The following is a 26,484-nucleotide window of genomic DNA, read 5'->3' on the forward strand; positions in this document are numbered from 1 at the left end:
AAAGTGCCTGTTCCGTCTCCTTCTTCAATCCATACAATATAGGAAGTATTTTAAGATCTAACAGGCCCTAGCAAGATTCGGAGAAATCGCTAAATTCTTAAGAGAATATTTGGGAGACAATAAGTGATTTACTGTTATGTCGACGAGATAACCCCTGATGTTATCCGAGGATGGGCTTTTAATCCAAATGCGGCCGATGTTCCCGTAACTCTTCATGTGGTTTTCGATGAACAGGAGTTACTTCGTATCCAGTGTGATGCCATCCGTGAAGATGTGTTGGAAGCTGGTGTTCCTTCTTCCCAAGTCGGATTTCAATTTGCACCTCCTGCTTCAGTCCTAGATAACAAAACAAGAAAACTCACTTTTAAAAGCCGCCTTGATGATGTTGTCCTGGTTTATAATAATCAGGAAGTACCATCGATCGATTTTACAGAAACACTCCCAGAGCAGATTTTCTCCTATGTTGATGGAAACAAGGCTGGGGCACTGACTGGCTGGGTCGTTTCAGGCAACCGTATCACCGGAATGAAAGGTGGACGTGACCTACTGGTGACGTGTGGTGGCGAAAAAATTGGCCATATCCAGGCAGACCGGTATCGCGGAGACGTAGGAAAAGTTCTCTCCTGTGATCCGTATTGCGGATTTCAGTTCGTTCCCCCACCATTGTTCCGGAAATCCTATCCGCAAGAATTTCATTTCTATGTTCTTCCTGAAATGAAGGAACTGGATAACAGCCCATATTTTACAAGCTTCGTGTCTGATAAATACGAAGGTGTTGTGCTGGATGTGGTTGACCAGATTGACGCCCTGCATACACAACTCACCCAGTTGCGTCGGCAAGTGCGGGATATTCTGCCACAGCCGGGTTATACACTGGCCGATTATCACAAATGGGCTACAGACTACTTCCCCATTTTGCGCCGTTACGTTGACCGTACCCGTGTTGCAGATACGGAAGAGCCTTTGGTAAGTGTGATCTGCCCTGTTTGGCGTCCTGATCTGAGTGACTTCCGTGCCGCTGTTGAAAGTGTCATCAACCAGACATGGCAAAACTGGGAACTGATTATTGTTGACGATTGCAGCGAGGATGAAGAACTTCGGGATCTTATTCTTGAATTTGTAGACCTAGACCCAAGAATCCAGGCTATTTTCAAAGAAACCAATGACGGCATTAGTGGCACCACAAATGTGGGCATTGAAAACGCCAATGGTGAATGGATTGCCTTCTTTGACCACGATGACCTGCTTGTAGATGTTGCTATTGAATACATGCTGCGGGAAGCCAAAAGAAGTCAGGCTGATCTGCTGTATTCAGATGAAGACAAGATTGATCGCAGTGGATATTATAGTAACCCGGCTTTCAAGACAGACTGGAACTATCGTCTGCTTCTGGGTGTCAATTATGTCTGCCATTTTGTTATGGCCAAAACTGCTCTCGTCAAAAAAGTTGGCGGCCTGAACAAAAAGTACGATGGCGCGCAGGATCATGATTTTCTGCTGCGCGTTTCAGAAAATCTTTCAGCGCGGAAAATTCACCACGTTCCAGAAATTCTGTACCACTGGCGCATTACCGCCAAATCCACGGCAGCGGATATTGGCAACAAGAGCTACGCAGTAGACGCTGGTGTACAGGCTGTTTCTGACCATCTGGCACGCCGTAAGCTCCCAGCCAAAGTCACATCCCAACTTAATAACACGCTATATTCCGTTGAATGGACGTTCAAGGAAGAACCTACAGTCACGATTATTGTGCCTTACAAGGATGAAATTCCCACAACAAAGCGTTGCCTTGATGCAATTATCAAGCTGACGGCCTACAAGCATTACGATGTCATCTTGATTGACAACTGGTCGGTTACAAAAGAAGCGAAAGCTTTTGCCAAATACGTTGAAAAAATCCCCAACGCTCAGATTCTGACCTTAAAAGAAAAGTTCAACTATTCTCGCCTGAACAATAAGGCTGCTGCTCTTTCTGATTCTGATTTTGTGGTTTTCCTGAATAATGACGTGTTTGTCGAACAGGAAAACTGGCTGAATATTCTGGTCAATGAAGCTTTGGCAGATCAGGAAGCCGCTATTGTTGGTGGCAAGTTTGTTTATCCTAACCAGACTGTGCAGCATGCTGGCGTTTTGTTGGGGATTGGAGACGTTGCTGGCCATGCTCACGTTGGTATCCCGCGTGATGAAGGTGGTTATGCAGGCCGCGCCTATTTCCCACAGGAAATGTCTGCTGTAACTGCTGCTGGCATGCTTGTCAGGAAACCTGCTTTTGACATGGTTGGGGGCTTTGACGAAGAAAACCTGACCGTGGCCTTTAACGATATTGATCTTTGCCTTAAAATTCGGGATGCAGGCTTTAAGGTTATCTGGACACCTGATTTCTGTGCAGAGCATCATGAAAGCCTGAGCCGCGGAAGTGATGACCGCCCCACCACGGAACGTCGTTTCTTCCATGAAACACAATATATGCTTGAACGGTGGGGTGATCGCCTCCAGCGCGATCCGTTCTACAACCCACATTTTGCATTAGACCGGCAGGTCTTCTTTGATCTTCTGCCACCAGAGGTCAATTTGGACCGCTATCCGCCTTTGCCCAAAGATCAGAACGTTACTCCACATCTATGGGAAAAATCGGCAGAACAGACTGCTTCTAAATCATCCACCACATCCAAGTCTGCGCAGAAACCTGCAGCTAAGCCGACCAGACGGAGAAAAAAAGCATCGGCGTAAACTAAGTCATGGCTACCGTGACAACCTTTAAGGTTGTCACGGTAGCCATTTTATTTTGTTGGCATGATATGCATTATGTTTACAAGGCATGGTGCAATGCCTCTTAACCCTTCAAGTATAATAAAGAAGGGCTTAAAATTATTGCTTCAAGAACAGAAATAATTATTCCTGTATCCATACTAGAGACAGCTGGATCGATAGCTGGAAGGTATTGTTTAGATAAGAATGCTTTTCTTTTTCTAAACAGTTTATCTTCTGTGCAGATAGGATCAGCCAATATAAAATTATTCAGAAAATTTTATACTTGCTAATCCCTGCACTATGTCGCCTTTTAGATAAGCATATATTAAAGCATTGTGAAGTGCTGATTTTGTTATACCAACGACCAGTGGGCCGTCACGAAAACTCATCATTTGTTGTAAAATACTTAATATTTTAAAAATAATGAAAATTTCCGAATATTTATTTCAATACATACCTTAACTTCATCATATCTACCTTGAGTATGAGAATTGTTTACTAACCCTAACAGATAAGATGGTATCATATTTCTATCCCTTTTATTTATTTGCAAATTACCAAGAATTTACTTCTCAGAAAGCATTGCAGAAGATTTAAAAACATCTCCGTTTTTAATAAATATTTCTAAAGGATATTCATCCCAATACACTAATAAGAGTTGATCATGAAAAGAGAATTTTCCCTTCGTATTATGTTCTAAATGACTTACGCTATTATTTGAAAAGTCTAGAACTATTTCAGACTTCCATAATGGAGTTTCTGCTATGACAATTCGTTTTTCTTCATCACGTGTAGGAACATGAAAGAACAGTTTTCTTTTTTCTGCAAACTTTTTCAGGCTATCATCAAATACCTCTCCTTTATCTATTAAAGAATAGTCTTTGTTCTTTTCTATAAATTCTTGAAAGTATATTTTTTGCCCTGAAAAATCTCCATCTATGGACCTAAAATAACGAATAATTAAATCCTCAGCAGATCTAAGATGATAATGTTTGATATGCGGAGCTTCTAATAATAAAGCCTGATCTGTATTATTTAAAAGATGGTTTGCTGTATGCGGGAAGTTCTCAGCATATTCTGACCAATCATCCCCAAGAGAATTTACAATCTTAATATCTGGCCATCCACTTTTTGATAGAAAATGATGGAAGCTATGATGCAGGGATGCATTGCTTTTTTTTATTCTTTCTTCAGTAAGGTAAGATGCTTTGCAAATATATTTTGTATGATTATTAAGATACTTGTCTCTGTAAACATAATTTCTTAAAACTGATCCATATGGACGCGAAATAAATCCAGATGTCTTAAACTGTAACCAATTAAAATAGACGCAATCAACATCACCCTTCTGAATATTCATGTAATCAGATATATTGGCGAAACTTTTTAAATCAAGAAATTCATCAATATCAAAAAAGGATATCCATTCTGATTCTTCCCGTGCAACAGTTAATGCATCCAAATACATTTCATGCTGCTTTCCTTTTTCAGGAAAGTATTTTACAGTTAAAAACCCTTTGGGAAGTCCAGCTTCATTTATTCTATCAAAAAATTCTGTTGGGTCATCATCATTACAGTAAACATAAATATGATCAAAACCTATTTCTTTGTAATAAGATAACCACTCCCCTATATAGTTACTCTCCCACCTTGCGCAGCATATAATAGAATATTTGTATTTTTTAGGCATATTTTCCAATTTATGATTTCCTTATCATTTATTTAGCTTTTAACTAATCAACTGATAAAAATATACAAAAATATCCCGATATTTGGAAGCCTGACTTAAAAAAGAAACCGTAAATTACAGAAGATCAAAACCTGATACACGAAAGCACTATTCTTATTAAAAGACCGAAATCTACGCGTATTATAAACAATATATGTAGAAATATTTCTAAAACATCTTTAACATCAATAATATGAGAAAAAATACGGAGTTTAATAATTAGATATCAATACTCCTTAGCCAGACAGAAGCTGATAACACATATCATAATTTATCGAAATAAAACAAAAATGTATACTTTTTATCTATTCGATATTATTTTGTCATTCCCTGAATTAACCATATAAAACAAGACGAATCAGATAAAACCCTTATTCGTCTTACAAACAATACATCTTCTTATGTAAGTATTTTAAGTTATATTAGCGCAATGGGCGGCCTTCTTTAAAGCCATAGCTAACATAATGAATGAAAGGTCCATACTCAAACGCAGCCACATCTGGGTTAATACGCAGGTAAGCTGCACTATCAAACAAGGCGTTAGGGTTTCTGCCTTCTTTAGCCCCAAAAGCTAGAAAATGTTCAAGTGGATTTATACCTGCCTCACGAATATCCGGGTAAGCATTAAGGTACCACTGACCATCAAAAAATATGGCATCCCGACGTTCTTGTTCAACTTGCTGTTCCACGATATTTACCTCAGATTGAAGTGCCGATGCAATTCGTTCTGCGTCTACTTCCGATGTTTGCGCAGGTAATTGTGGTTCTAACACAGTTTCTGCTTGTGTAACAGATGTGGCAACTTTCTTACGGGCAACCTTTACTCGTGAAGAACGCGCTCTACCTACAGTTTTTTGCACCAGATACTCCAACATGCATTCATAATTTCTTCTTCACCCGTTCATTTCTATACATGTAAAGAGCCAACATGATTCATGATATATTCATGAATCATGCAGAGTTCACAAATACACTTCTTTCCTTACCAAGCGGGTGATGGCCCCTTCACAACAACAGCAAGATCTTCTGGCCGGATCCACTTCCGAAACGCCGCCTGCACTTCTGCCGCTGTTGCCTTGTAGTAAACTTTTGCCCCCCGATCTGCATTATCAAGCGGTAAACCGAGTTCCTCCAAGTAAAGATACTGTGCAGCAATGCGGCTTAAGCTGGCCCTGGCAAGGGGCAAGCTCCGCAACAATGAAGCTTTGGCCAAAGATAGCTCTTCGGCTGTAAGAGGTGCTATCTGCATAGCCTGCAAATCTTTCATGACAACAGTCCGTGCTTTTCCAACCTTATCCGGGTCTGCACCGTAGTTGACAGTATAGGCCCCGCGCGTGCGTCCCCAATCAAAGGAACTGCTGACAGAATAAACATAGCCGGTTTTCACCCGCATATCTCTGTACAGACGTGAGGAGAACAGGCCGCCTCCAAGTGCCTCATTCCCCAACTGAAGCAGGAAATGGTCAGGTTGCGCTGCGGTCAAACCCAGCGTTTCTGCCAGTACAACATCGTCTTGTACGCTGCTTTTATCCGGCACTGTTGCGCGAGATGTTTTGCTTAACGGAACCGTTGGCAGGTTAATATCTGGTGTTGGCCCATCTGCCTTCCAGCCACCAAAAGCTTTTTCCAACACTGCCTGAGCTTTTTCGGGCGAAATATCACCCGTAACAACAATAGTTGTCAGATCTGGACGCCATGCACTCTGATAATAATGCAGCACATCATCTCGTGTCACACTCATAATGGATTCAGGCGTTGCATCACGCAGGGTTGGATCTGCTGCGGGCAGAATAGCGGCCTTGATAGCCTTGTCAAACAGATGCCCCGGAGAAACCAGCTCCCCTGCCTGCGCCTGTGCCAACTGCGTGCGCACAACCGTAAAATCTTTTTCCGGAAAAGCCGGATGCAGCTCATTTTCTGCCAGCAATTCCACGCCTTTTTCAAAATCTGGCGTAAGAACCTGTAAAGAGAAATTACCCCCTGCATCTTCCCATGCTGGCACATCATCCAACGCTTTTTGAAAAGCCAGACGATCATGCTGCGTTGTGCCATAGGAGAACAGGGCTTCGGTCAGGCTATGAACGCCTTCCTTCCCCTTGGGTTCCTGCAATTCTGGCGTTTGGCGAATTTGGCCCGAAAGCTGAATTGTATGACTGACATGAGAGGGCCACACAATCAACTTGATACCATTGGACAATGTGTTGACAGCAGGCAGAGGTGTGGGTTTTGGTTCTTCCAGACGTGCCAAGGCTTTTGCCGCCCAATCAGGCAATTTTACAGGCTTGTCCGGGGCTGTTGCAAAAGATTCCGCGCCCCCAAACCCTTTATCGGAAACCGGCTTGCCGGATGCTTCTGGTGTAAGAATGGCAGAAACAGCATGTGCGGGATCCAGCAATTTGGCAGCTAGATCATTCACCGCTTTGGGCGTAACGGCCTGGTAGGCCGCCACCAGATCTCCCGGACAATCCAAATTCTGAAATGCCAGCGCATTAGACCAGATAGACGCCAGACCACTCACAGAGTTGGCAGAAAACTGCAACTGGGCAATTTCTTTCTGTTTGGCGGCTTCAACCAGTTCTGCTGGCACACCTTCCTTACGGATTTTTTCCAGCACGGCTTTCATCGCGTTCATGGAGCCAGAGGCATCCGCACCCTTGGGGAAAGCCGCGAGCGCCAGACCAAAACCAGCTTCCTTTTTAGGGGCATATTCAAACCCCGCGTACAGAGCCTTGCCCTGCGGCACCAGATCATACAACGCGCCCCGCTGGCTGGAGAGCACATCGGAAAGAATATCAGCCGTTGCAAAATCTGCTGAGGAACTGCCCGCCATAGGAAATGCAAGTGTTGCAAACCCCACGGGATAATCTGTGGAAAGAGTAAGTGTTTTGGCAGGTGGTGCAACCGGAGCCACCTTATGGCGCTGCGGCAAATCCTTGCGCGGAATATTGGCAAACGTATCCTGCACCAGTTGCAGGGTAGAAACCGGGTTAATATCCCCCACAATAACCAATACGGCATTATTGGGCGCATACCATTTCTGGTAAAAATCTTTCAGGTCTGCCGCTGTGGTTTTATCAAAGGAAGGCCGCGTGCCCAGCGCATCATGCTCATACGGGGTACCCGCAAACAAAATGCCCTGCAACTGTTCCAGATACCGATAGGCCGGGCTGGAAAGATCACGCGCCACTTCCTGCTCAATCGCACCGCGCTCTTTTTCCCAATCTGCTTCAGACAGGGTTAATCCGTTCATGCGCAGGGCTTCAATTTTCAGCAATACGGGCAGATCCTGCGCCTGCGCTGTATAGAAATACTGTGTGACATCTTCTGTTGTATCTGCATTGTAGCTGCCACCCAGACGTGTGCCGATAGCTGCAAGCTGATCCTTATCCAGCCCTTTGCTCCCGCGGAACATCATGTGCTCCAGCGCATGTGCCGTACCCGGAAAGCCATCCGGCGTTTCTGCTGAGCCAACAAGATAATTGATTTCCGTGGTCACAACCGGTGCAAGCCGGTTGGGTACAATAACCACCTTCAAACCATTGGGTAAGGTTGCCCGCACAACCTGTGCGCTGCTTAGGCTTGGAGGCACAAGAGCAGATGGCATACCCGGTGCGGCATCCTGAGCGTGTGCCAATGTTGGGGAAAGAGCCGTGCCCCCTAACAGGGCCAGCGTTATGGCCAGCAGTGAAAAACGTGTACGGGCAGCAGAAGGCTTGCGGAAAATCATGCGTCTTCCTGTTCATGCAGAAACAGATCAAAAAAGGAAAGTTACTGCCCCAACTGTGGCAAAGGCAACTTTTTAACCAAGGCAGAAAGCTTATGCCGCCGCAGTTCAGAACGGGCACGTGCATCTTCTGTCATGTAATTCAACTGGATGGTATAGCGTTGCCCAACAAACTGTTTATGACCATGCCATGTGGTTGGACCATTAGGAAAAATCAGCAAAGTGCCATCAACGGGAGGCACTTCCTTGGCGTAATCTTCTATATCATGCGGGCCACGTAAAAGGCGCAAACACCCTTCCTGCCGTTCCCATGCCTCCCCCGCCCCTGATGGGTTGAGGTACAGCAGAATGGTGACACGCTTTGCCAATGAATCTGTGTGGATACGGCCATCTTTTTCACGCGTGCGCCCCCGAATGGTCAGCATGGCTGGCGCGTTATCCAAATTAAGGTGGAATTTTTCCGCCACAATAGCTTTCAACCGCGGGCCTTCCAGTTCTTCCACCAAATGCGCCATCAACGGTGAAAGCTGTAAGGACTCTGGTGGAAAAGATCCTCCAGAAACAATATGTGGCCTATGGGCAAACAACCGCCCCAGATCTGCCGTGCGGATAAAATGCGGCACCACCACATGCGGAAAAGGATCAGGCGAGATGGAAGCCTGTTCCAGCGCTGCATAATCTGGCTGAATAAAAGTGTCTGACGCTGCCATGCCGCAATATCCGCACAAATAAGAGTTTGTAACAAAGACGGTAGAAGGGATAAGCGGCAGAAACAAGGCCTGTCAGCATACCATTATGATCGCTTTTTGCGCCTGGCAGCCGGATCATAACCACCCCCACCTGGCCCCAAGGGGCGTGGCACTTTGTCTTTTTTGGGTTTGCGGCCACTTGCTGGCGTTTTTCCTGCTGTTGAGGCTGGCACTGCAGGTGGTTCCAGCCCAAGCTGCAAGGCTTCCAGACGCTGAATTTCATCTCGCAGGCGGGCTGCCGTTTCAAACTCCAGTTCCGCTGCCGCAGAACGCATGCGTTTTTCCAACCCGGCAATGGCAGCACCCAGATCCTGCCCTACAAACTCTGCCACGCCTGTATCTTCATCTGGCGCAATGGTGACATAATCCTGCTCGAACACAGAAGACACAATATCACTGATATTCTTGCGCACACTTTGCGGCGTAATGCCGTGTTCCGTGTTCCACGCTATCTGTTTTTCACGCCGGCGGGCTGTTTCCTCTACGGCGTAAGTGAGAGAATCCGTCATTTTATCTGCGTAAAGCAGAACCCGGCCTTCTACATTTCGGGCCGCACGGCCAATGGTCTGGATAAGTGATGTGCGTGACCGCAAGAACCCTTCCTTATCTGCATCCAGAATGGCCACCAACGAACATTCCGGAATATCCAGACCTTCTCGCAACAGGTTAATGCCAATGAGCACATCAAAGGCGCCCATGCGCAAATCGCGGATAATTTCTATGCGTTCCAGCGTATCAACATCAGAATGTAGATACCGCACCCGAATACCAGCTTCGTTCATGTAATCGGTTAAATCTTCCGCCATGCGTTTGGTCAGCGTTGTCACCAACACGCGCCCACCCTTGCCAATGGTGGTCCGACATTCTGCCAGCAGATCATCTACCTGATGTTCTACAGGCCGGATAATTGTAATGGGGTCCACCAACCCGGTAGGGCGAATAACCTGTTCAGCAAACACGCCGCCTGTGCGTTCCATTTCCCACGGGCCGGGTGTAGCACTTACAAAAATGCTTTGCGGCCGAAACTTGTCCCATTCCGCAAAATTCAAGGGCCGGTTATCCAGACAGGACGGAAGCCGAAAACCAAATTCCGCCAGAACGGATTTACGTGCATGGTCTCCTCGTTCCATACCGCCAATCTGCGGCACGGTTACGTGGCTTTCATCTACAATCAGCAGCGCATCTTCGGGCAGATATTCAAACAAGGTTGGTGGAGGATCCCCCGGTTTGCGGCCTGAAAGATAGCGCGAATAGTTTTCGATCCCCTTACACACACCTGTTGTTTCCAGCATTTCCAGATCAAAGGTGGTGCGTTGGTCCAGCCGTTCTGCTTCCAACAGCTTGCCAGATTTTGTAAACACATCAAGCTGCCCGCGTAGTTCCTGCTTGATACCTTTGATGGCCTGATTCAACGTGGGCCGTGGTGTCACGTAATGGCTGTTTGCGTAAATTGTAATTTCCTGCAGATCAGCCGTTTTTTCACCCGTGAGCGGGTCAAACTCTATCAGCCCATCAATTTCATCCCCAAACAAGGAAACACGCCAAGCTCTATCCTCATTCTGTACGGGAAAAATATCTATTGTTTCCCCGCGCACCCGGAAGGTACCCCGCGCAAACGCAGCATCATTCCGACGGTACTGGAGTTCAACAAGGCTTTTTATAAGTTTATCCCGATCAATTTCTCCACCCAGTTCCAGCTTTACCACCATGCGGGAATAGGTTTCTACAGACCCGATACCGTAAATACAGGAAACAGACGCTACAATAATCACGTCGTTCCGCTCCAGCAGCGCCTGTGTGGCGGCATGGCGCATACGGTCGATTTGTTCGTTTATCTGGCTGTCTTTTTCAATATATGTATCAGACCGTGGCACATAGGCTTCTGGCTGGTAATAGTCGTAATAACTTACAAAATATTCCACAGCATTATTGGGGAAAAACTGCTTCATTTCCCCATAAAGCTGGGCTGCCAATGTTTTGTTGGGTGCTAAAATAAGGGTTGGTTTTTGCGTGGCCTCAATAATTTTGGCCATGGAAAAGGTTTTGCCAGACCCCGTAACCCCCAGCAGAACCTGATCGCGCTCTCCAGCTTCCACCCCCGCCACCAGTTCACTGATCGCCTGTGGCTGATCGCCTGCCGGTTCATATTCCGACACCACTTCCATACGTTTCAAACGTGGACGCGGGGCCTGTTTTTCCGGCTCAAACAGAACGGGAGGAAGACTGGCAGCACGTTCGCTTAATGAGGGGCGCTTTTTGCCACGTGCCGCAGAGGAAGAAGTTTTGGAAGCCATTGCTCAAACATGGGCCGCCACATGCCCAGACGCAAGATATGGCCGCTACAAAACCACCCTAACGCACCACATGAAACAGAATGCGTGAAAGCGGGGTATGAGAGAGCACAATAACCACCAGCCCCAGCCCAATGCCTACGCGCCCGCCAATATAGGTATAAACCTGAGAAAGCTCATCCCGGCTGGCCATATCCATAAATGGATCCAGCCCTTTATAATCAGCCAGCGCCCTCATGCTGCGATAGCGCGAAAGCGCATCTGCACCCAACCCGGCACGGCTGAATTGCTGCGCGCTATAATTGTCCAGATCTTCTTTACGAAACTGAACAGCACCCGCTCGGTGAGAAACAGATTTGGGCCCACAGCCCAATATTTCCAGAAACCTCAGCCTGCGTGCGGGAATACCCAGATAGCCCGCAGCCTCAACCCGCCCCAACAACTGTTGGAGCGGGAACATGCAGACTGTCGCCTGCTCAGGCTCAGCCTGATAAGGGGGGCGCGGCTCTTTCATATCCTCACAGAGTGCGAAAAAAGCCACATCTGAGTCAATGCGTATCGGCCACCGCCAGCCTTGCGGGCAGAACAGGGCTTCATAAACCAGCCCTGCACCTGTTACGCCATATTAGGCCCGCAATGGCGGCGCCATGAATTCCGGCCCTACCGGATCTTTAATATCCTTGGCCAAAATAGCATCAACGGCTTTCATGTCTTCCGCATCCAGCTTCCAGCCAAAGGCATCGTCCACACCGGCAATCTGCTCTGGCTTGCGCGCACCCCACAGGGCAATGGTTGGCCCCCTATCCAGAACCCAGCGAATAGCCAGTGCCAGCATGCTTTTGCCGTGCTTGTTGGCAATGGCCTTCAGATCTTCCACCGCCTGCAGATACTGGCCAAAACGCGGCTGCTGAAATTTGGGATCTGTCTTGCGCAGATCATCCCCTTCAAACTTGCGATCTACCGTCATGCGGCCAGAAAGCAGGCCACGGCACAGCGGGCCATAAGCCAGCACAACCAGATTGTTCTTTTCTGCATAAGGCAGAACATCACGTTCTATTTCACGCTCAAACAGATTGTAGGGGGGCTGCACAGCAGAAACCGGTGCAAATTTGCGGAATTCATCCATCTGCGCGGGGGAAAAGTTGCTCAACCCCAAGGCTTTAACCTTGCCGCTTTTTACCAGATTTTCCAGTGCGCGGGCGGTTTCTTCAAACGGTGTGCGCGTATCCGGCCAATGTACCTGATACAGATCAATATAGTCTGTGCGTAGGCGGCGTAAGGACTGCTCTATTTCATCTTCAATCCGCGCGGGCCGACTATCCCGAAAAACCTTGCCATCCTGCCAGTTTAGCCCAACCTTGGTGGCCAGAATAACGCGCCCACGCCGGCCTTCCAAAGCCTTGCCAATAACTTCTTCAGAATGTCCAAACCCATAAACTGGCGCTGTATCAATCATATTGATACCGAGCTCCAGAGCTTCATCTATGGTCTTGCTGGCATTTGCATCATCTGCGCCACCCCACATGGAACCACCAATGGCCCACGTGCCCAATGCAATACGCGAGGCAGGTTTGGCTATACCCGGAATGGCAATTGTATCTGCCGACATAAGATGCGCTCCTTGATAGCTGGTTTATATGTTCCGTGCACAACATCCACACGGTTATGGCTGTATTTAACACGTATTTTCTGTATTGGAGCAAAGAGAAAAAATGGCCAAAACCCTTTTACGCAGATAAGGGTTGACCAGTGTTCATGACCTTTTAGACTTTTCAAGCATGACAACATCCAATCTTGCCGCTTTCCCCCGCTCTGGTGTTCTTGCTATTGTACGCAGGCAGAACACCTTTTTGCTTGTGCGCCGTGCAAATGCGCCAGATGCTGGATTATGGGGTTTTCCCGGTGGACGGATTGAGGCAGGAGAAACCATTTTTCATGCCGCAGAACGCGAGCTTTTAGAAGAAACATCCTTACCCGCAAAAGCAACTTCCATAATAGATGCTTTTGACAGCCTGCATTACGATGCCAATGGCACGCTGCAATTCCATTACATTATTCTTGCTGTAAAATGTGAGGAACAAGAACAGGCCCATAACCCCATACAAGCAGGGGATGATGCCTTGGAAGCCCGTTGGTTTTCCTATCAGGAAATCAGCGCTCTTGGTGCGCGTGCCAGCGCACGCCTGCACGGCTTAACGCGCCAGATCCTGCAAAAGGAAGCACCTTCCTATCTCTCTCAATAAATCAGGAAAATTCATGATCAGGGCATGTGTTTTTTAATATGCCCACTTAATGAAAAATCCGGCGTGTGACACGCTCCAACTTTTGACGCCAGATTACAAATATCCACAGCACAGCAGCCGCATATATTCCCCCCATGACTGTCATGGAAACAGGCACACCGGGCACCAGGTACGTTGCGGCATCACATGGTTTGGAAGGCAGAAGCGGCATGGAGGCCAAGCGCTCCGCCATAGTATGCCCGGAAACATGTGGGGCATGGCAGGCAGGAAATGGGCTGGGCCACCACTGCCACTCCACCCCGGCATGGCACACAGAAAGCCCTATTGCCCCCAGCATGAAAGGGACCGTTAGCCACACAATTTGCCGGGCGATTTTATCTGGCAACACAGCTGCCACAATGCCCGCACCTAACAGCAAACGCCACGGCCAGCGTTCCCACAAACATAATTCACAGGGCATAATCTGCAAAACATGTTGGGTATACCATGCCACTCCCAACGCCAATAACGCCGCAACAGCCAAAAACAGCGCAAGCGGCCGAGATGCATGGCCTCCCCTCATGCAGAACGCACCTCTGCCAATGACGTAATAAAGGAACGTGCCCAACTGCCAGCCGTAACACGCCAGACATCTGGCTTAAGCCGCTTCCACCGCACCTGTCTTTCAGAAAGAGACATGCTGAGTGCTTTATGCAGGGCATCTGCCACTTCATCCGCATCGTGCGGATTGACCAAAAGGGCATCTTCCATTTCTGGCGCGGCACCAGCAAAACGGGAGAGAATAAGCGCACCAGGGTCTTTTTCATCCTGAGCGGCCACATATTCCTTGGCCACCAGGTTCATGCCATCCCGCAAGGGCGTTACCAATGCTGCGCGGGCAAGGCGGAAAAACGGTGCCAGCAGTTCACGCGGGACCGGATGCGTAAGATAGCGAATAGGCACCCAGTCAAAATCTCCATACGTGCCATTCAGGTGGCCCACCACACCATCCAGTTCTTCGCGCAGCACCTTATATTCTGGCACGCTGCCGCGTGAAACAGGTGTGATCTGAAGGTAGATCACCTTGCCCCGATATTCCGGATATTTACGCAAAAACACTTCATACGCCCGAAAGCGCTCCGGCAACCCTTTGGAGTAATCCATCCGGTCCACGCCAATAATCAGCGGCAAACCCCTCAGACTTTTCTCCAGCTTCTGCACTTCAGGATTATTCAACCCGGCAGACGCCTGCTGCTGAAAACTCTCCGGGTCTATCCCTATGGGAAAGACACGCGCCCGTGCAGGCACGCCAACAACAGAGAACCCTTCATTAACATTGCGGGCATCATCTTCAGTCTGCACACCCATAACATCATAGGCGCGCAAAGACTTCATCAGTTTTTCCGCTCCCGGCAAGGCACGCATCAGGCTCCATGGCGGAAACGGAATGTGCAGAAAAAAGCCAATGCGGCATTTTACGCCCAGTTCACGCAATGCCAGCCCAAGCGGGAACAAATGGTAATCATGCACCCAGATCAAATCATCAGATTTCAATAACGGGGCAAGTTTACGCGCGAACATTGTATTCACGGCATGGTAAATGTGCCGGTCCTGCCGCGTATAATTCATCAACCCAGCGCGGTAATGGCACAGAGGCCACAAAATGCCGTTGGAATACCCTTCGTAAAATCCATTATATTCCGATTGGGTGAGATCCACAGTGGCATAGGTTACATTATCCACCTTATCTACGCTGACGCGCCGATCTTCACCCTCATCATCGGGAACTTGCTGGCCAGACCAGCCAAACCACAAACACTCCTGCCCCTGCACGGCATCACGCAGGGCAACAGCCAACCCTCCGGCAGGTTGGGCACGCTCACGCACTGCTGGAACACGGTTGGAAACAATAACAAGACGCGCCATCCCTTACCGGCTCCCACCTGTAAGAGAGGCCAACCAGGCCCGAAAGATGGAAGGGGTGGGAAAATCGGACGGAATACGCAGCCCAATCCCCCCCATTCTGCGCACAGCGGCTATGGCATCTTCATCCGTCACATCATCCCCCACAAATACGGGTTTTCGCCCTGTAAAGGGAGGGTTTTCCATAAGCAATGTTACGGCATAGCCCTTGTCTATTCCTGCGGGCCTTATTTCCCATGCCATTTTTGCCGGCAGAAGCAGGAATGTCCCCTTGGACTGCTTCACCCACTCTGCGGCAGCCAGACGCAATGCTTCTGCGGCTTCTGGCGCTGCACGATAATGCAGCACAAACCCGCCTTCCTTGTGCTCTAGCCGTGTGCCCGGCAATGTTGCCAACAAACTGCGTGCCTGCGCCAGCCATTCTGGCGGCAAAGGCGGCAGCGCGGCCCGTTCAATCGGCCCACCCGGACGATGCCGAATAGCTACCCCGTGCTCTCCGGCAACTGCAAACGGCACATCCCCCAGAAAATGATCTATCTGATCAATCGGGCGGCCGGAAACAACAGCCAAAGCATCCCCACATGCTTCACGCAAGCGGCGCAGGCTATCAAGAAGCCCATCTGGCACCACAACAGATTCTGGCGTGGGAGCAATATCCACCAGAGTACCATCAAAATCGAGCAGAAACGCTGTTTCGTTTAACGGGGGTAGATGAAAACGGAAATCCTGCGCACCGAGAGAACCTAGCACGTTTGCACCTCAATCCTTGTTGTGATGTCTGGACCTGAAGGCAAAATTGCTAGGCACTTTCTGCCAGACCATCGTGTTTATACACGTTGCCGAACACCCCCTGCTTCGACAACCACCGATCACACAGACCTGCCGCGCAGAACAGGCACAAAAGCGAAACGGCTTTTTAACCCAACGTTAATAGACACCCCCAGTTTCCTGCTTGTCTGGGAGGGTATCGGGCACTTCTGAACTACCAGTATGGCCAGAAGATGTTTTATCTCCACCATCTGCTGGTGTTGGCGCCGTATCCACGCCGGATGCAGGCGGAGCCGGTGGCGCCACCGGTTTGGGGAGTGGCGGCAACGCAGGGCCTGTATCTGCCCCTTCACACCGCACCATCCGCACATCATACACCGGGCTTTCAAACACCCCTAAGGCAGGCTCTGCCGCCAGCATCCACCCCTGAAAAGTGGCGCCATTAGGGTGCTTGTCCTGCATGGCCAGCCATGCTGCAGCATCCGGTGAAAGTGTTGGCGGCCGTAACAGGCAACGAGAGGGCGTAATATCCAAACTTTTATAATGCGCTGTTGTACCTACCGGAATAGAAAGGACTTCCACATGGGCATCCAGCCTGTCCAGCACCCGTACAACAGCGGTATCCTTACCTTGCCATGTATCTGGTGCATAAACTGCCGGTGGGGCCAATACCGTGCCCGCAGCGTGCGCCAGAAGAGGCATGCCAGCCAGCGTGGCGGCACAAACCGCAAGCGCATATCGCTTCATGCTGGCTGACTCCCATTTTTGGGAGAAGCAAGGCTGTCTACCATCTCTTTCAAACGCGCACGCATAAACTGTTCATTCACTCCCATCAGCATGGCGTCCTCAAACGCGTCTCGCATAATATCCTGCACCTCCTGCCAGTTTTCTGTCAGAAGGCGCAGCTTTTCATGGCAGGTTATGGGGTCTCCATCATCCTGCGGCCAGAAGCGTGGCTTTTCCATACTGTTGGTTTCCCGGCTTCAATTTTAAATTAACGGATTTTTATGTCTGTTTCAGGGCAAATCATTCCCGCCCGTGCCGCCACCACTGGTAGGGGCAGTTTTGTTGGCACGTGTCAGAGTATCCGTAACCGAGAAAATGAACTTGCTGAGCAACTGCTCCAAACTGATGGAGCCCTGGGTCTGCCCAACTGTTTCACCGGGTTTCAGGGTTTTGTCATCCCCACCGGGGGAGAGGGCAATATACTTACCCCCCAGCAAACTATCGCTGGTAATAATGGCGGCTGTATCATCTGAAAGATGAATATCAGGGCGCACTGTAAAGGTGACATGCGCCTTGAAACTGTGCGGGTCTACCGTTTCACTGACAACCTGCCCGATAGTTACGCCTGCCAGCCTGACATCAGAGCCGATATCCAGCCCATCTATGTGCGTAAAATCGGCATTAAGCCGGTACCCGGTTGTATCTGTCTTGCGGCCTTCGCCCACTACGGCAGCCACCAGCATACCGCCGATAGCTGCCAGCACGACAGCGCCTGTAAGCAGTTCTGTCAGACTACGCCGAGATTGTTCTGCCATTGCTGAAGCCATAAGCCACCTTGCACTCCCTGTATTGCCTATATGGCTTAGCAGGAAATGCGCGGCAGATCACGCATCAGGTGTCCATGCCTCGTAATCTCCTGTGGCAGGAGGGTGCTGACCCGTAGAATACAGGCTGCCCGGTGGCCTGTATGCCTGTGCCGTACCTGTCATGTTGGGTTGGTATGGCAACTGCCACGGCTTGCGTTCTTCTGCCGGAATAGGCGCATCCAGCGTGTGATGCAGCCACCCCCACCATTCTGGCGGCACGGCAGAGGCATCCTCCCCTTTCAGGTAGATCACCCAACGTTCGGGCCGTTCCACACCCCCACCCTGCCGGGCCGGGCCAGTGGATTCGTAATAACTGCGGCCATCGGCATCCTTGCCAACCAGCCGCCCTTTTCGGCGCGTATGCAGCCATGTTCCAAAGTTTGCCATGTGTTGAATGATAGGACTCCACCCCCGCACTGGTCCATGAAATATGCATATGCGCCTGATCAACTGCGCTCGATCAGCCCGTATTGCGGCAAGAAGCGGGACTTCACAAAAAGTTATCCCCCATATCCTCATTATGCAGAGTGTTAACCGCCTTTTGGCAGCACGATTCCGGGTTCCGAGGCGCAGGGCGAAAACGATAAACTGCCCCGCATGAACGCAACAGCCAGACGCCACTGGAATGGCGTGCTGATGAGCACGCTAGAGGCCGCAGCAGACCCGGACGCTCCCCTTCGCTCCGTTACGCTGCCCGCAGAATGGGATACAGATGCCGCAACGGCATTGGCCCAGCTTGTACCAGGAGATGAAGCGCTGGATTTGCCCAGCCTTGCCTCCCGCTGGATTGATGCGCTGGCACCAGATGATGCCACGGCACGTTCCCTGGTATGGATGCTGCTCACGCGGCAGGCCGCGCCAACGGAGGCTGTATGGCACTGCCGTTTTGATCGGCCACCGGGCTTTATAGTTAATCTGGCAGCCTTTGTTTCCCCCGGTGAAGGGTTTGCCGCGCGCACATTTGTTGCAGCACTGCGGCTGATCTGCTCCGTATTGCGCCATGCTGCCAGCACACTGGCCAACCAGCGCAATGGTGAACTGCCGCTACCAGATCTGTTTGCGTCAGAACAGGCACAAGCCACACCTGCCGCGCCAGCTGAGGAACAGGCAGCCACCCCACTGGCAGGCGATATTCTGCTGACCAATCTGGATGCCTGCCTTGCTGGCGTGGGATTGGATTACGATAGTGAGGATGGACGCGCCGCCGCATGCGCCATTGCCGCATTGGCCACCCTGACCGCCCATGCAGGCCGGGGGCCGGAATCTCTCCCGCTGCCACCTGTACGCACCGTCCTGCCTGGCTTGGGGGAAACCTTGCGCGCTGTGTGGAACGAAGCTGCGGTAGAAACAGAAACGCCTCTGGCACCTGTGGAAACAGGATTTTCCTGCTCTAACCCAATAGACGGGCTTTTGGGTGTAGAAGCCTGCGGGCTGGCCCCGGCTTTTTCCATGTTACGGCCCGATGGCAAGCTTTCCAGAAGCGCCTTACTGCGGCTGGAAGCCCGTGGTTTTACAGTTGAAACAGCCTTAGCCGCCGCGCTGGCAGGTGAAACTGTGCTCCCCCAGCCCGGCCCCAATGCACACCTGGCCATGTATCGGGCCTTAACCGGGTTTGTAGACCGCATGCCCGCACGGCCAGACGTGCAGAACCAGCCCATCCGTAACAAGCTGGAACGCGGCGTGCGCCGCACCCTACCCCCGCGGCATGGTGGCTTTACCCAAAAAACCACTATTGGCGGGCATCGCCTGTTCCTGCGCACCGGGGAATATGAAGATGGCACGCTGGGTGAACTGGCTCTTACCCCCACGCGGGAAAGCAGCATGGTGCGCGGGCTGATGGAAAGTCTGGGAGAAGCCGTAAGCATTGGCCTGCAATACGGTGCCCCGCTGGAAGCCTTTGTGGAAAACTTTGCCTATACCTGCTTTGGCCCGGCCGGCACGGTGGAAGGAGACCCGGTTGCCTCCTACGCCACATCCATGCTGGACTACGCCTTCCGGGCTTTATCTGACACGTATCTGGGTATTCGGCTGCCAGATGGCCCACACCAGGATACGCAATCTGACCCAGATCCACTTCTGCCGCTTGATCTGCCAGAAGCCGATGATACGCCGCCCACTGGGCGCAAACGCCGTAATCTGCGGCTTGTCTGCTAACGGCATAGGGTCCATTCTGCTGGGCAAAGGGCAGATTTCTGTGTCCTGCCCAGCTTTTTAACACAAGGAATACAGCGTGATGAGCACTCCTGAATCCCGCCTGGCTGAACTTGGTATCGAACTTCCAACCCCGGCTGCACCGGTTGCCAACTATGTGGCCTGTGTACAAACGGGATCTTTGTTGGTGGTTTCTGGCCAGTTGCCACTTAAAGATGGCAAGCTGTTTGCAACCGGCAAACTGGGGGATGCTGTTTCTGTTGAAACAGCAGTTGAAGCTGCGCGTTACTGCATGATCAACATTATTGCACAGGTGCGCGCCGCTGTGGGTGATCTCTCCCGCGTAAAGCGCGTGGTGCGTCTGGGTGGCTTTATTGCCTGCACGCCAGACTTTACCGCGCACGCAGCCGCCATGAACGGCGCATCTGATCTGGCTGTTGCTGTCTTTGGTGATGCCGGGCGCCATGCACGCTCCACCGTTGGCGTACCTTCCCTGCCGCTGAACGCCCCGATTGAAGTGGAAGGGCTGTTCGAAATCGGCTGAACCTGCAGGACAAACAGACATGGCTGAATGGTCCGTATCTCTGCACAACAGTATCCACGCCATTCCGGCAACGGAGTGGGATGCCTGTGCGGGGGCGGACAACCCATTTATCAGCCATGCCTTTCTTTCTGCCTTGGAAGATAGCGGTTCCGTACGCCAAGAAACAGGCTGGCTGCCTCAGCATGTCGGCCTGCATGGGCCAGATGGACAACTGGCCGCCACCTGCCCCGCCTATATCAAAGGCCATTCATGGGGCGAGTATGTGTTCGACCAAGGATGGGCACGTGCCTTTGAAGCCGCTGGCGGACGCTATTATCCCAAATTGCAAATTGCCGTTCCCTTTACCCCGGCACCCGGCCCACGCCTTTTAACGCGGCCAGATGCACCGGCAGAAACCCAAGCGGTTATGGCAGACGCCCTGCGCCAGATCTGCCATGATACGGGACTTTCCTCCGCCCATGTAACATTCTGCACTGAGCAGGAAAGTAATATTCTGACTGAACGAGGATGGCTCCCGCGCTTAGGTTTACAGTATCACTGGCACAATCAGAATTACGCCTGTTTTGATGATTTTCTGGAAACACTTTCATCCCGCAAACGCAAAACCATCCGGCGCGAGCGGCGTGATGCCAATGCTGCAGGGCTGAGCTTTCATACCCTCCGTGGATCAGAAATTACGCCTGAGGACTGGCAGGCCTTTTACACATTTTACCAAAACACAATTGATAAAAAATGGGGCAATGCTTACCTGACGCCCGCTTTCTTCCCGCTACTTTCTGAACGCCTGCAAGACCGTGTTGTGCTGATGATCGCACGGCATGAGGGCATACCCGTTGCCGCAGCCCTGAACCTTTTGGGGCACGATACATTATATGGTCGCAACTGGGGCTGCGTTGGCAACTGGCCATTCCTGCATTTTGAACTGTGTTATTATCGCGCCATAGATTTTGCCATTGCCCATGGCCTCAAACGGGTAGAAGCCGGCGCTCAGGGTGAACATAAAATTCAACGTGGTTATCTGCCCGCCCTCACACACTCTGCCCACTGGCTGGAAAACCCTTCTCTACGCAATGGGGTAGAAGCTTTTCTGCAAGCCGAACGCCCCGCCATATTGGCAGAAGCCGAGGCACTTACCGCCCTTTCTCCCTACCGGCAGAGCGCAACATGACCTGAAATTTCCCGCACATATCAGGCTTATGCTGGGGAAAGCGTTGTCGTTTAGCGTTTTTTTGCGTATGCCCCGGCTAGAAACTCCACACGCTTCTGCATGATCAACTGGCAGCTCCATGACCAACGCATCTTCCTCCTCCCTTCCCTCCGATCATCAGGCTTCCCTGATTGATGGCAAAGGCTTTGCCGCCAAAATGCGCCAGCATATCCGTGAGGATGTTCTGGCGTTTCACGAGAAACATGGTGTAACCCCCGGTCTGGCTGTTATTCTTGTTGGGAATGATCCTGCCAGCGAAGTGTATGTACGCAACAAGGCTGTGCAGACCCATCATGCGGGCATGCGCTCCTTCATGCACATGCTGCCCGAAAACACATCGGAAGCCGAACTTCTGGCGCTGATAGACCGCCTGAACAAAGACCCCGAAATTCATGGTATTCTGGTGCAGCTTCCGCTACCAAACGGGCTGGATGGCCGCCGTGTCACCAACGCCATTCTACCTGAAAAGGATGTGGATGGCCTGGGCGAGATCAATGCGGGGCGTCTGGCTGTTGGGCTGCCCTCTCTTATTCCCTGCACACCGTTGGGCTGCCTACTGCTGCTGCGTGACCAGTTGGGCGATATGAAAGGCCAGCACGCCGTGGTTATCGGGGCCTCTAACCTGGTGGGCAAGCCCATGGCTTTGCTATTGCTGGCAGAGGGCTGCACGGTTTCTATCGCGCATATTCACACGCGTGATACAGCCGCACTGGCGCGCGAAGCCGATATTCTGGTAGTGGCCACCGGCTGCCGTGAACTGGTGCGGGGAGACTGGATTAAGCCCGGCGCTACCGTGATTGACGTAGGTATCACCCGTATCAAAACCGATGATGGCAAAACCCGTCTTGTAGGGGATGTGGCATTTAATGAAGCGGTCAAGGTGGCAGGGCGCATTACGCCTGTTCCGGGTGGCGTTGGCCCCATGACCATTGCCTGTCTGCTGAAAAATACGCTAACCGCTGCCAAATTGCAGCTTGAGGGGAGCGCGGAATGAGCCTTTCACGCCTTTCGGTTGAGTTGATCCCGCGTTCTGCTGAGGCCTTGGCCGCAGATGTGGCTACAGTTAAAGCCACCTTCCCGGTTGCAGATACGCTGAATATTCCTGATCTGATGCGCTTTCCCCTACGCAGTTGGGATGCCGCAGCCCTTGTGCACCCTCAGTTTGGCAACGTTATCCCGCATATTCGGGCCATAGATATTGCGCCAAACGCGCCGTTGCCCGGTGTAGATCAACCTGGGCTGGAAGAAATTCTGGTGGTGCATGGTGACCCACCGGCAGACCTGAGCCACCGCACTTACCCCAACAGCACGGAAAGCATTATCCGCCGCTACCGGCAGGAAGCACCACATCTGAAAGTGTATGCGGCGTTCGACCCGTATCGTCGCGCCCCATGGAAAGAGCTGGAAGATGTGGCCCGCAAGAAAGAAGCCGGAGCCATTGGCTTTTTCACGCAGCCTGTATTTGACATGAAGCTGTTTGACCTGTGCCGCGAATGGTTGCAGAACGAATGTGTATTCTGGGGCCTTTCCCCCGTTATTGGCCCCAAATCCCGCTCTTATTGGGAAACAACAAACCACGTTGTTTTCCCGCATGATTTCTCCCCCACGCTGGAAGCCAATATCCAGTTTGCGCAAACGGTGCTGAAGGAACTGGCGCAGGAAAAAGGGAAGGCTTACCTTATGCCAGTGCGCATCAAGCTGGAGCATTACCTTCCTGCGTTACGGGATGCTGTGGCATAAAAACCGTGCATTCCTGCGGTATCTTTTCCTCCCACCAGATTATTTCATAGGACCAGCCCATGCCATTCTACCTTCTCTCCTGGCATGGCGCATTGGTGGGTTATACGGGCTTACGCCTCCATCCAGTTTCCTTTGCGCAAGCGTTTATGCGTGGCACAACACCAGCCACGCTGGATGAGCAATCTACGGCATTAAGCCCCGGTGAGGCATTTACCACAGCAGAGCCCATAGAAAACTTTGCAAACCGTCCGCTTGTTTCTGTGCGGGCGGGCAAAGGCTATCTTTCCAGCCGGGAGCAGACTTTGTTTGACGTGGCGCCACTTTGCGCCACGTGGGAGCATTTTCTGCTTTTGTCCCCAGAACTGCTTTCCATCCTGCGCGATCTGACAGAGCAGGAATGGTACTGTAAGGCCCGTTTTGTCGGCCGTGCCACGTGTGCAGAACATCATGTGCATTTGGGTGGGCATAAATGGCCCGCAGAACAGCTACAGGCGGAACGCAAGGGAGATACCATAACACTCTGGACAGATGCGACACCGGAAAAAGTCACGTTTACAGCCTGCCCTTCTCGTGTGCTTTCCGGGTTGGTGGAAGATCTGTTGCATCTTTTGCAAACCAAAACTTTGCGCCCTACCACAACACCATGGGCCACGCTGGAAGATCTGCGCGAACAGCTTTTACGCCTGAGTGTCACCCCGCGGGATACAAACACCTGCATACATCTGGCGCGCCTTTGCGCTCTTTTCGGGCAGTGGGAATTAGCTGATGGCTTTTTAACAATTGCCCGCCAGCATGATACGCGCTCTGAACTTCAGTGGATGGCTGCAGTTCTGGCCCTGCGCACCAAAAATAACGATACTGCCGCCAAGCTGATGGAACAGGCCCTGACCTCCCGCTATCCTGATCGGGATCTAGGCCCGCTGCTGGCGCCGTTAGTGACACGGCAACAGAATGGTGAAAATGCTCTGTTACTGGTGCCTGCAGCCCTCTCCAGCATCGGCCTTCCTGCCTTTGAAACGCCATTTGACATGCTGCTCATGCCCATGCGTCTTGCAGCCAAGAATGGGCCGGATATTCGGCGTGTATATAGCCGTCTGTTTGAACAGGCTTTTCAGAAACTGGACATAGAAAACCGCCTGCGCCTGCTGACTGCCGAAGCCCGGCTGAATGGCCTGAGCTGGTGGGAAGAACTGGGGCTGGGGCATACAAGCTGGCTGGCTGGCCTACAGGCTGAAGCAGATACGCATTATGCCATTGCCCGCAAACTGGCTGTGCAGGATAACATGACCCCCGCACAGTATGATCAGGGCGTGTTTTCGTGGCTCAGCATGCACGAATGTGGGCGCTTGGCCAGCCGGGCCATACCAGACGTGACCGGTGTGGCAAACTGGCAATGGCACTTCAGCATGCCAGAAGAACAGCCGGGCACGTGCCTGTCCTTTGCCTGCACGGAAAAACATTTTGATGTGGTGCCGGGGCTTGTGCTTTCACTTATTCATGCCTGCCGGGAAGATCGGTCTGCGGGCAAAATCCAGCTCTGCCTTGGCGTTGCACATCCAACAGTGGACCAACTGACTTTTCTTTCCACCGTTTCTGAATGGTTGGAAAAACATTCCACAACATTACGGCTCAGTTTCGGGCATGGAGAAACCAGATCAGACGCCACCATGCTGGAGCCTGCCCTACGCTATCTGATTCTGCCTGATATTGCCGCCCAATTCAGAACGCCTGTTTTGATAGGAGATTGTGCAGGGTATTTTCCGGCCAATTTTATCAGCCTGCTACGGGACATGAAGGCCCATGCAACATATGGCTTTGACCTGACCCAATTTGATGACAACGGCCAGCAGCAATATGGCACGCCATGGAGCATGAACACAGATCTGGCCTATTTTGGCGAGGCCGAGCTTGTGCCAGCCATTGCTGCGTTTATGAGCGATTATCTAAATACGGTTTGCGCGCCCAGCAATCCGTACCATACGGATATGGACCGCTGCACATTGGCACAGATGTTCCGCCGGTTTGTGGCCTCTCGCTGGGCACAGCTTTCCATCCGCTTCCTCAACGATGGACCACCCATGCTGGTTATCCCACACCATGACCAGGCAGGGCTTGTAACGCCAGAAAATGTGTTAAACGACCTTAAGGCGCATATACGTTAAACGCTGTTTGCACATTCCCCTGAACTCGCATGTCAGCTCAGGGGAATAAGTGATTATTTTTGAGAACCACTGCCATACAGAGCTGTCAGACTGGCAGAAGCCAACTTGTGATGGTTCACCATAAAACCCACCAAGGCTGGACTGGAATCTTCTTTCACATCCAAGGTCGGCACATCCAGCGCATAAACCGTAAAGATATAACGGTGCACGCGGCCTGGCGGAGGGGCGGCGCCCCCATAACCGGGCACACCAAAATCTGTCCGCACCTGCAAGGCACCTTTTGGCAACTTATCCCCAGCAGACCCCGCACCCGTGGGCAATGCAGTAACAGTGGCAGGAATATTAACCACCACCCAATGCCACCAACCGCTCCCGGTGGGGGCATCTGGGTCATACACTGTCACCACAAAACTTTTGGTGCCTGCGGGAGCGTCTTTCCACTCCAGCTCGGGAGAAAGGTTTTTCCCGTGCTGGCCCATGCCGTTATAAACCTGCTCTTGCGGCAGTGTATCTCCGTTTACAAAAGCGGGGCTTGTAAGAACAAATGCCATAAAAGTGGCTCCCGTACTGTTACCAGTTGCGGCTGATCAGCCAGAATTCTTCTGATGTCAGCGTAACGCCAGCTTTGGATTCGGCTGCGGCTTTTGCCAGCGCTTCAATCCGTTCAATCATAATAACCTTACGCTGGTGGGCTTCTGTGGTTTCATCTGTTGTTTTCAACACGCCCAAAGAAACTTCAGCAGCCTTGGCAACACGTGCGGCATCCAAAAGAGCGTAAGACATAAATCGTCATCCTTTAAAATATATATGCACCGGAATACCCTCCGGCGTTTCTAAAAAAAGAATCTGGCCCCTGCATGCCCTCTCTTCAACCCCTACAGGTTGCATGCTATCCGCAGAACTGCGCCTTTGCCTCTGGCCTTGGCCCAGC

Annotated in this window: 24 protein-coding genes; 8 read left to right on the forward strand and 16 right to left on the reverse strand. The window is 51.1% G+C overall.

Features of this window, described 5'->3' with window-relative positions:
• Positions 1 to 123: 123 nt before the first annotated feature.
• Positions 124 to 2,730, forward strand: coding sequence for a glycosyltransferase family 2 protein (locus CSR02_RS09645; RefSeq protein WP_099541509.1), 2,607 nt, complete (start codon positions 124 to 126; stop codon positions 2,728 to 2,730).
• A gap of 586 nt (positions 2,731 to 3,316) precedes the next feature.
• Here the strand turns inward: CSR02_RS09645 and CSR02_RS09650 are convergent.
• The 7 genes from CSR02_RS09650 to CSR02_RS09680 form a co-directional block, all read right to left on the reverse strand.
• Positions 3,317 to 4,441 (reverse strand): glycosyltransferase family 2 protein, encoded by a 1,125-nt coding sequence (locus CSR02_RS09650; RefSeq protein WP_244176931.1) that lies wholly within the window; start codon positions 4,439 to 4,441, stop codon positions 3,317 to 3,319.
• A 461-nt stretch (positions 4,442 to 4,902) separates the two neighbouring features.
• Positions 4,903 to 5,355: a hypothetical protein gene (locus CSR02_RS09655; RefSeq protein ID WP_042786244.1), complete on the reverse strand. Its 453-nt coding sequence runs from the start codon at positions 5,353 to 5,355 to the stop codon at positions 4,903 to 4,905.
• Positions 5,356 to 5,462: 107 nt separating this feature from the next.
• On the reverse strand, positions 5,463 to 8,207 hold the full coding sequence (locus CSR02_RS09660; RefSeq protein ID WP_099541511.1) for a M16 family metallopeptidase: 2,745 nt from the start codon (positions 8,205 to 8,207) through the stop codon (positions 5,463 to 5,465).
• Between the two features lie 41 nt (positions 8,208 to 8,248).
• A complete protein-coding gene (locus CSR02_RS09665; RefSeq protein ID WP_042786246.1) occupies positions 8,249 to 8,914 on the reverse strand; it encodes a 2OG-Fe(II) oxygenase family protein in 666 nt (221 codons plus the stop codon).
• Between the two features lie 83 nt (positions 8,915 to 8,997).
• The gene (gene uvrB / locus CSR02_RS09670) at positions 8,998 to 11,247 is read right to left on the reverse strand and encodes an excinuclease ABC subunit UvrB (protein ID WP_042786247.1); all 2,250 of its coding nucleotides are present in this window, start codon (positions 11,245 to 11,247) and stop codon (positions 8,998 to 9,000) included.
• 58 nt (positions 11,248 to 11,305) lie between these two features.
• Complete coding sequence (locus CSR02_RS09675) at positions 11,306 to 11,758, reverse strand: hypothetical protein (RefSeq protein ID WP_042786248.1); 453 nt, start codon at positions 11,756 to 11,758, stop codon at positions 11,306 to 11,308.
• 111 nt (positions 11,759 to 11,869) lie between these two features.
• On the reverse strand, positions 11,870 to 12,853 hold the full coding sequence (locus CSR02_RS09680; RefSeq protein ID WP_099541512.1) for an aldo/keto reductase: 984 nt from the start codon (positions 12,851 to 12,853) through the stop codon (positions 11,870 to 11,872).
• A 133-nt stretch (positions 12,854 to 12,986) separates the two neighbouring features.
• On the opposite strand from CSR02_RS09680, the gene CSR02_RS09685 reads away from it, so the two are divergent.
• The gene (locus tag CSR02_RS09685) at positions 12,987 to 13,487 is read left to right on the forward strand and encodes an NUDIX hydrolase (RefSeq protein WP_183172641.1); all 501 of its coding nucleotides are present in this window, start codon (positions 12,987 to 12,989) and stop codon (positions 13,485 to 13,487) included.
• Between the two features lie 46 nt (positions 13,488 to 13,533).
• Here CSR02_RS09685 and CSR02_RS09690 read toward each other — a convergent pair whose 3' ends face one another.
• The 7 genes from CSR02_RS09690 to CSR02_RS09725 all read right to left on the reverse strand — a co-directional run bounded on the left by CSR02_RS09690 (position 13,534) and on the right by CSR02_RS09725 (position 18,136).
• Positions 13,534 to 14,049 carry a disulfide bond formation protein B gene (locus CSR02_RS09690; protein WP_099541514.1) on the reverse strand — a complete coding sequence of 172 codons (516 nt, stop codon included), beginning with the start codon at positions 14,047 to 14,049 and terminating at the stop codon, positions 13,534 to 13,536.
• The gene (locus CSR02_RS09695) at positions 14,046 to 15,392 is read right to left on the reverse strand and encodes an alpha,alpha-trehalose-phosphate synthase (UDP-forming) (protein WP_042786252.1); all 1,347 of its coding nucleotides are present in this window, start codon (positions 15,390 to 15,392) and stop codon (positions 14,046 to 14,048) included. Before CSR02_RS09695 ends, CSR02_RS09690 begins: the two co-directional genes overlap by 4 nt.
• Before the next feature lie 3 nt (positions 15,393 to 15,395).
• Positions 15,396 to 16,139 carry a trehalose-phosphatase gene (gene otsB, locus CSR02_RS09700; protein ID WP_042786253.1) on the reverse strand — a complete coding sequence of 248 codons (744 nt, stop codon included), beginning with the start codon at positions 16,137 to 16,139 and terminating at the stop codon, positions 15,396 to 15,398.
• A gap of 177 nt (positions 16,140 to 16,316) precedes the next feature.
• Positions 16,317 to 16,904 (reverse strand): DUF2155 domain-containing protein, encoded by a 588-nt coding sequence (locus CSR02_RS09710; protein WP_099541515.1) that lies wholly within the window; start codon positions 16,902 to 16,904, stop codon positions 16,317 to 16,319.
• Entirely contained in the window at positions 16,901 to 17,122 is a 222-nt protein-coding gene (locus CSR02_RS09715; protein ID WP_042786255.1) for a hypothetical protein, read from the reverse strand. Before CSR02_RS09715 ends, CSR02_RS09710 begins: the two co-directional genes overlap by 4 nt.
• Before the next feature lie 51 nt (positions 17,123 to 17,173).
• On the reverse strand, positions 17,174 to 17,710 hold the full coding sequence (mlaD, locus tag CSR02_RS09720; RefSeq protein WP_099541516.1) for an outer membrane lipid asymmetry maintenance protein MlaD: 537 nt from the start codon (positions 17,708 to 17,710) through the stop codon (positions 17,174 to 17,176).
• Positions 17,711 to 17,767: 57 nt separating this feature from the next.
• Positions 17,768 to 18,136 carry an NADH:ubiquinone oxidoreductase subunit NDUFA12 gene (locus CSR02_RS09725; RefSeq protein WP_042786256.1) on the reverse strand — a complete coding sequence of 123 codons (369 nt, stop codon included), beginning with the start codon at positions 18,134 to 18,136 and terminating at the stop codon, positions 17,768 to 17,770.
• A gap of 210 nt (positions 18,137 to 18,346) precedes the next feature.
• Here CSR02_RS09725 and CSR02_RS09730 point away from each other — a divergent pair, with 210 nt between their 5' ends.
• The 6 genes from CSR02_RS09730 (at position 18,347) to CSR02_RS09755 (ending at position 25,553) form a co-directional block, all read left to right on the forward strand.
• A complete protein-coding gene (locus tag CSR02_RS09730; protein WP_099541517.1) occupies positions 18,347 to 19,903 on the forward strand; it encodes a TSCPD domain-containing protein in 1,557 nt (518 codons plus the stop codon).
• Between the two features lie 76 nt (positions 19,904 to 19,979).
• The gene (locus tag CSR02_RS09735; RefSeq protein WP_099541518.1) at positions 19,980 to 20,444 is read left to right on the forward strand and encodes a RidA family protein; all 465 of its coding nucleotides are present in this window, start codon (positions 19,980 to 19,982) and stop codon (positions 20,442 to 20,444) included.
• 19 nt (positions 20,445 to 20,463) lie between these two features.
• The gene (locus CSR02_RS09740; RefSeq protein WP_099541519.1) at positions 20,464 to 21,612 is read left to right on the forward strand and encodes a GNAT family N-acetyltransferase; all 1,149 of its coding nucleotides are present in this window, start codon (positions 20,464 to 20,466) and stop codon (positions 21,610 to 21,612) included.
• Between the two features lie 118 nt (positions 21,613 to 21,730).
• A complete protein-coding gene (locus CSR02_RS09745; protein ID WP_042786260.1) occupies positions 21,731 to 22,645 on the forward strand; it encodes a bifunctional methylenetetrahydrofolate dehydrogenase/methenyltetrahydrofolate cyclohydrolase in 915 nt (304 codons plus the stop codon).
• Positions 22,642 to 23,391 (forward strand): methylenetetrahydrofolate reductase, encoded by a 750-nt coding sequence (locus tag CSR02_RS09750; RefSeq protein WP_099541520.1) that lies wholly within the window; start codon positions 22,642 to 22,644, stop codon positions 23,389 to 23,391. Before CSR02_RS09745 ends, CSR02_RS09750 begins: the two co-directional genes overlap by 4 nt.
• A 59-nt stretch (positions 23,392 to 23,450) precedes the next feature.
• Positions 23,451 to 25,553: a hypothetical protein gene (locus CSR02_RS09755; RefSeq protein WP_099541521.1), complete on the forward strand. Its 2,103-nt coding sequence runs from the start codon at positions 23,451 to 23,453 to the stop codon at positions 25,551 to 25,553.
• Positions 25,554 to 25,606: 53 nt separating this feature from the next.
• Here the strand turns inward: CSR02_RS09755 and CSR02_RS09760 are convergent, their stop codons facing one another.
• Positions 25,607 to 26,104: a kinase inhibitor gene (locus CSR02_RS09760; RefSeq protein ID WP_042786263.1), complete on the reverse strand. Its 498-nt coding sequence runs from the start codon at positions 26,102 to 26,104 to the stop codon at positions 25,607 to 25,609.
• Between the two features lie 19 nt (positions 26,105 to 26,123).
• Positions 26,124 to 26,336: a hypothetical protein gene (locus CSR02_RS09765; protein ID WP_042786264.1), complete on the reverse strand. Its 213-nt coding sequence runs from the start codon at positions 26,334 to 26,336 to the stop codon at positions 26,124 to 26,126.
• Positions 26,337 to 26,484: the final 148 nt, after the last annotated feature.

This window comes from Acetobacter pomorum (genome assembly GCF_002738225.1).
Classification (GTDB): Bacteria; Pseudomonadota; Alphaproteobacteria; order Acetobacterales; family Acetobacteraceae; genus Acetobacter; species Acetobacter pomorum.

Coding starts and splice junctions, on each gene's coding strand:
- CSR02_RS09650 (WP_244176931.1), bottom strand. CDS start 4,441: ATGCCTAAAAAATACAAATATTCTATTATATGCTGCGCAAGGTGGGAG.
- CSR02_RS09655 (WP_042786244.1), bottom strand. CDS start 5,355: ATGTTGGAGTATCTGGTGCAAAAAACTGTAGGTAGAGCGCGTTCTTCA.
- CSR02_RS09660 (WP_099541511.1), bottom strand. CDS start 8,207: ATGATTTTCCGCAAGCCTTCTGCTGCCCGTACACGTTTTTCACTGCTG.
- CSR02_RS09665 (WP_042786246.1), bottom strand. CDS start 8,914: ATGGCAGCGTCAGACACTTTTATTCAGCCAGATTATGCAGCGCTGGAA.
- uvrB (WP_042786247.1), bottom strand. CDS start 11,247: ATGGCTTCCAAAACTTCTTCCTCTGCGGCACGTGGCAAAAAGCGCCCC.
- CSR02_RS09675 (WP_042786248.1), bottom strand. CDS start 11,758: ATGAAAGAGCCGCGCCCCCCTTATCAGGCTGAGCCTGAGCAGGCGACA.
- CSR02_RS09680 (WP_099541512.1), bottom strand. CDS start 12,853: ATGTCGGCAGATACAATTGCCATTCCGGGTATAGCCAAACCTGCCTCG.
- CSR02_RS09690 (WP_099541514.1), bottom strand. CDS start 14,049: ATGAGGGGAGGCCATGCATCTCGGCCGCTTGCGCTGTTTTTGGCTGTT.
- CSR02_RS09695 (WP_042786252.1), bottom strand. CDS start 15,392: ATGGCGCGTCTTGTTATTGTTTCCAACCGTGTTCCAGCAGTGCGTGAG.
- CSR02_RS09710 (WP_099541515.1), bottom strand. CDS start 16,904: ATGAAGCGATATGCGCTTGCGGTTTGTGCCGCCACGCTGGCTGGCATG.
- CSR02_RS09715 (WP_042786255.1), bottom strand. CDS start 17,122: ATGGAAAAGCCACGCTTCTGGCCGCAGGATGATGGAGACCCCATAACC.
- mlaD (WP_099541516.1), bottom strand. CDS start 17,710: ATGGCTTCAGCAATGGCAGAACAATCTCGGCGTAGTCTGACAGAACTG.
- CSR02_RS09725 (WP_042786256.1), bottom strand. CDS start 18,136: ATGGCAAACTTTGGAACATGGCTGCATACGCGCCGAAAAGGGCGGCTG.
- CSR02_RS09730 (WP_099541517.1), top strand. CDS start 18,347: ATGAACGCAACAGCCAGACGCCACTGGAATGGCGTGCTGATGAGCACG.
- CSR02_RS09740 (WP_099541519.1), top strand. CDS start 20,464: ATGGCTGAATGGTCCGTATCTCTGCACAACAGTATCCACGCCATTCCG.
- CSR02_RS09745 (WP_042786260.1), top strand. CDS start 21,731: ATGACCAACGCATCTTCCTCCTCCCTTCCCTCCGATCATCAGGCTTCC.
- CSR02_RS09750 (WP_099541520.1), top strand. CDS start 22,642: ATGAGCCTTTCACGCCTTTCGGTTGAGTTGATCCCGCGTTCTGCTGAG.
- CSR02_RS09755 (WP_099541521.1), top strand. CDS start 23,451: ATGCCATTCTACCTTCTCTCCTGGCATGGCGCATTGGTGGGTTATACG.
- CSR02_RS09760 (WP_042786263.1), bottom strand. CDS start 26,104: ATGGCATTTGTTCTTACAAGCCCCGCTTTTGTAAACGGAGATACACTG.
- CSR02_RS09765 (WP_042786264.1), bottom strand. CDS start 26,336: ATGTCTTACGCTCTTTTGGATGCCGCACGTGTTGCCAAGGCTGCTGAA.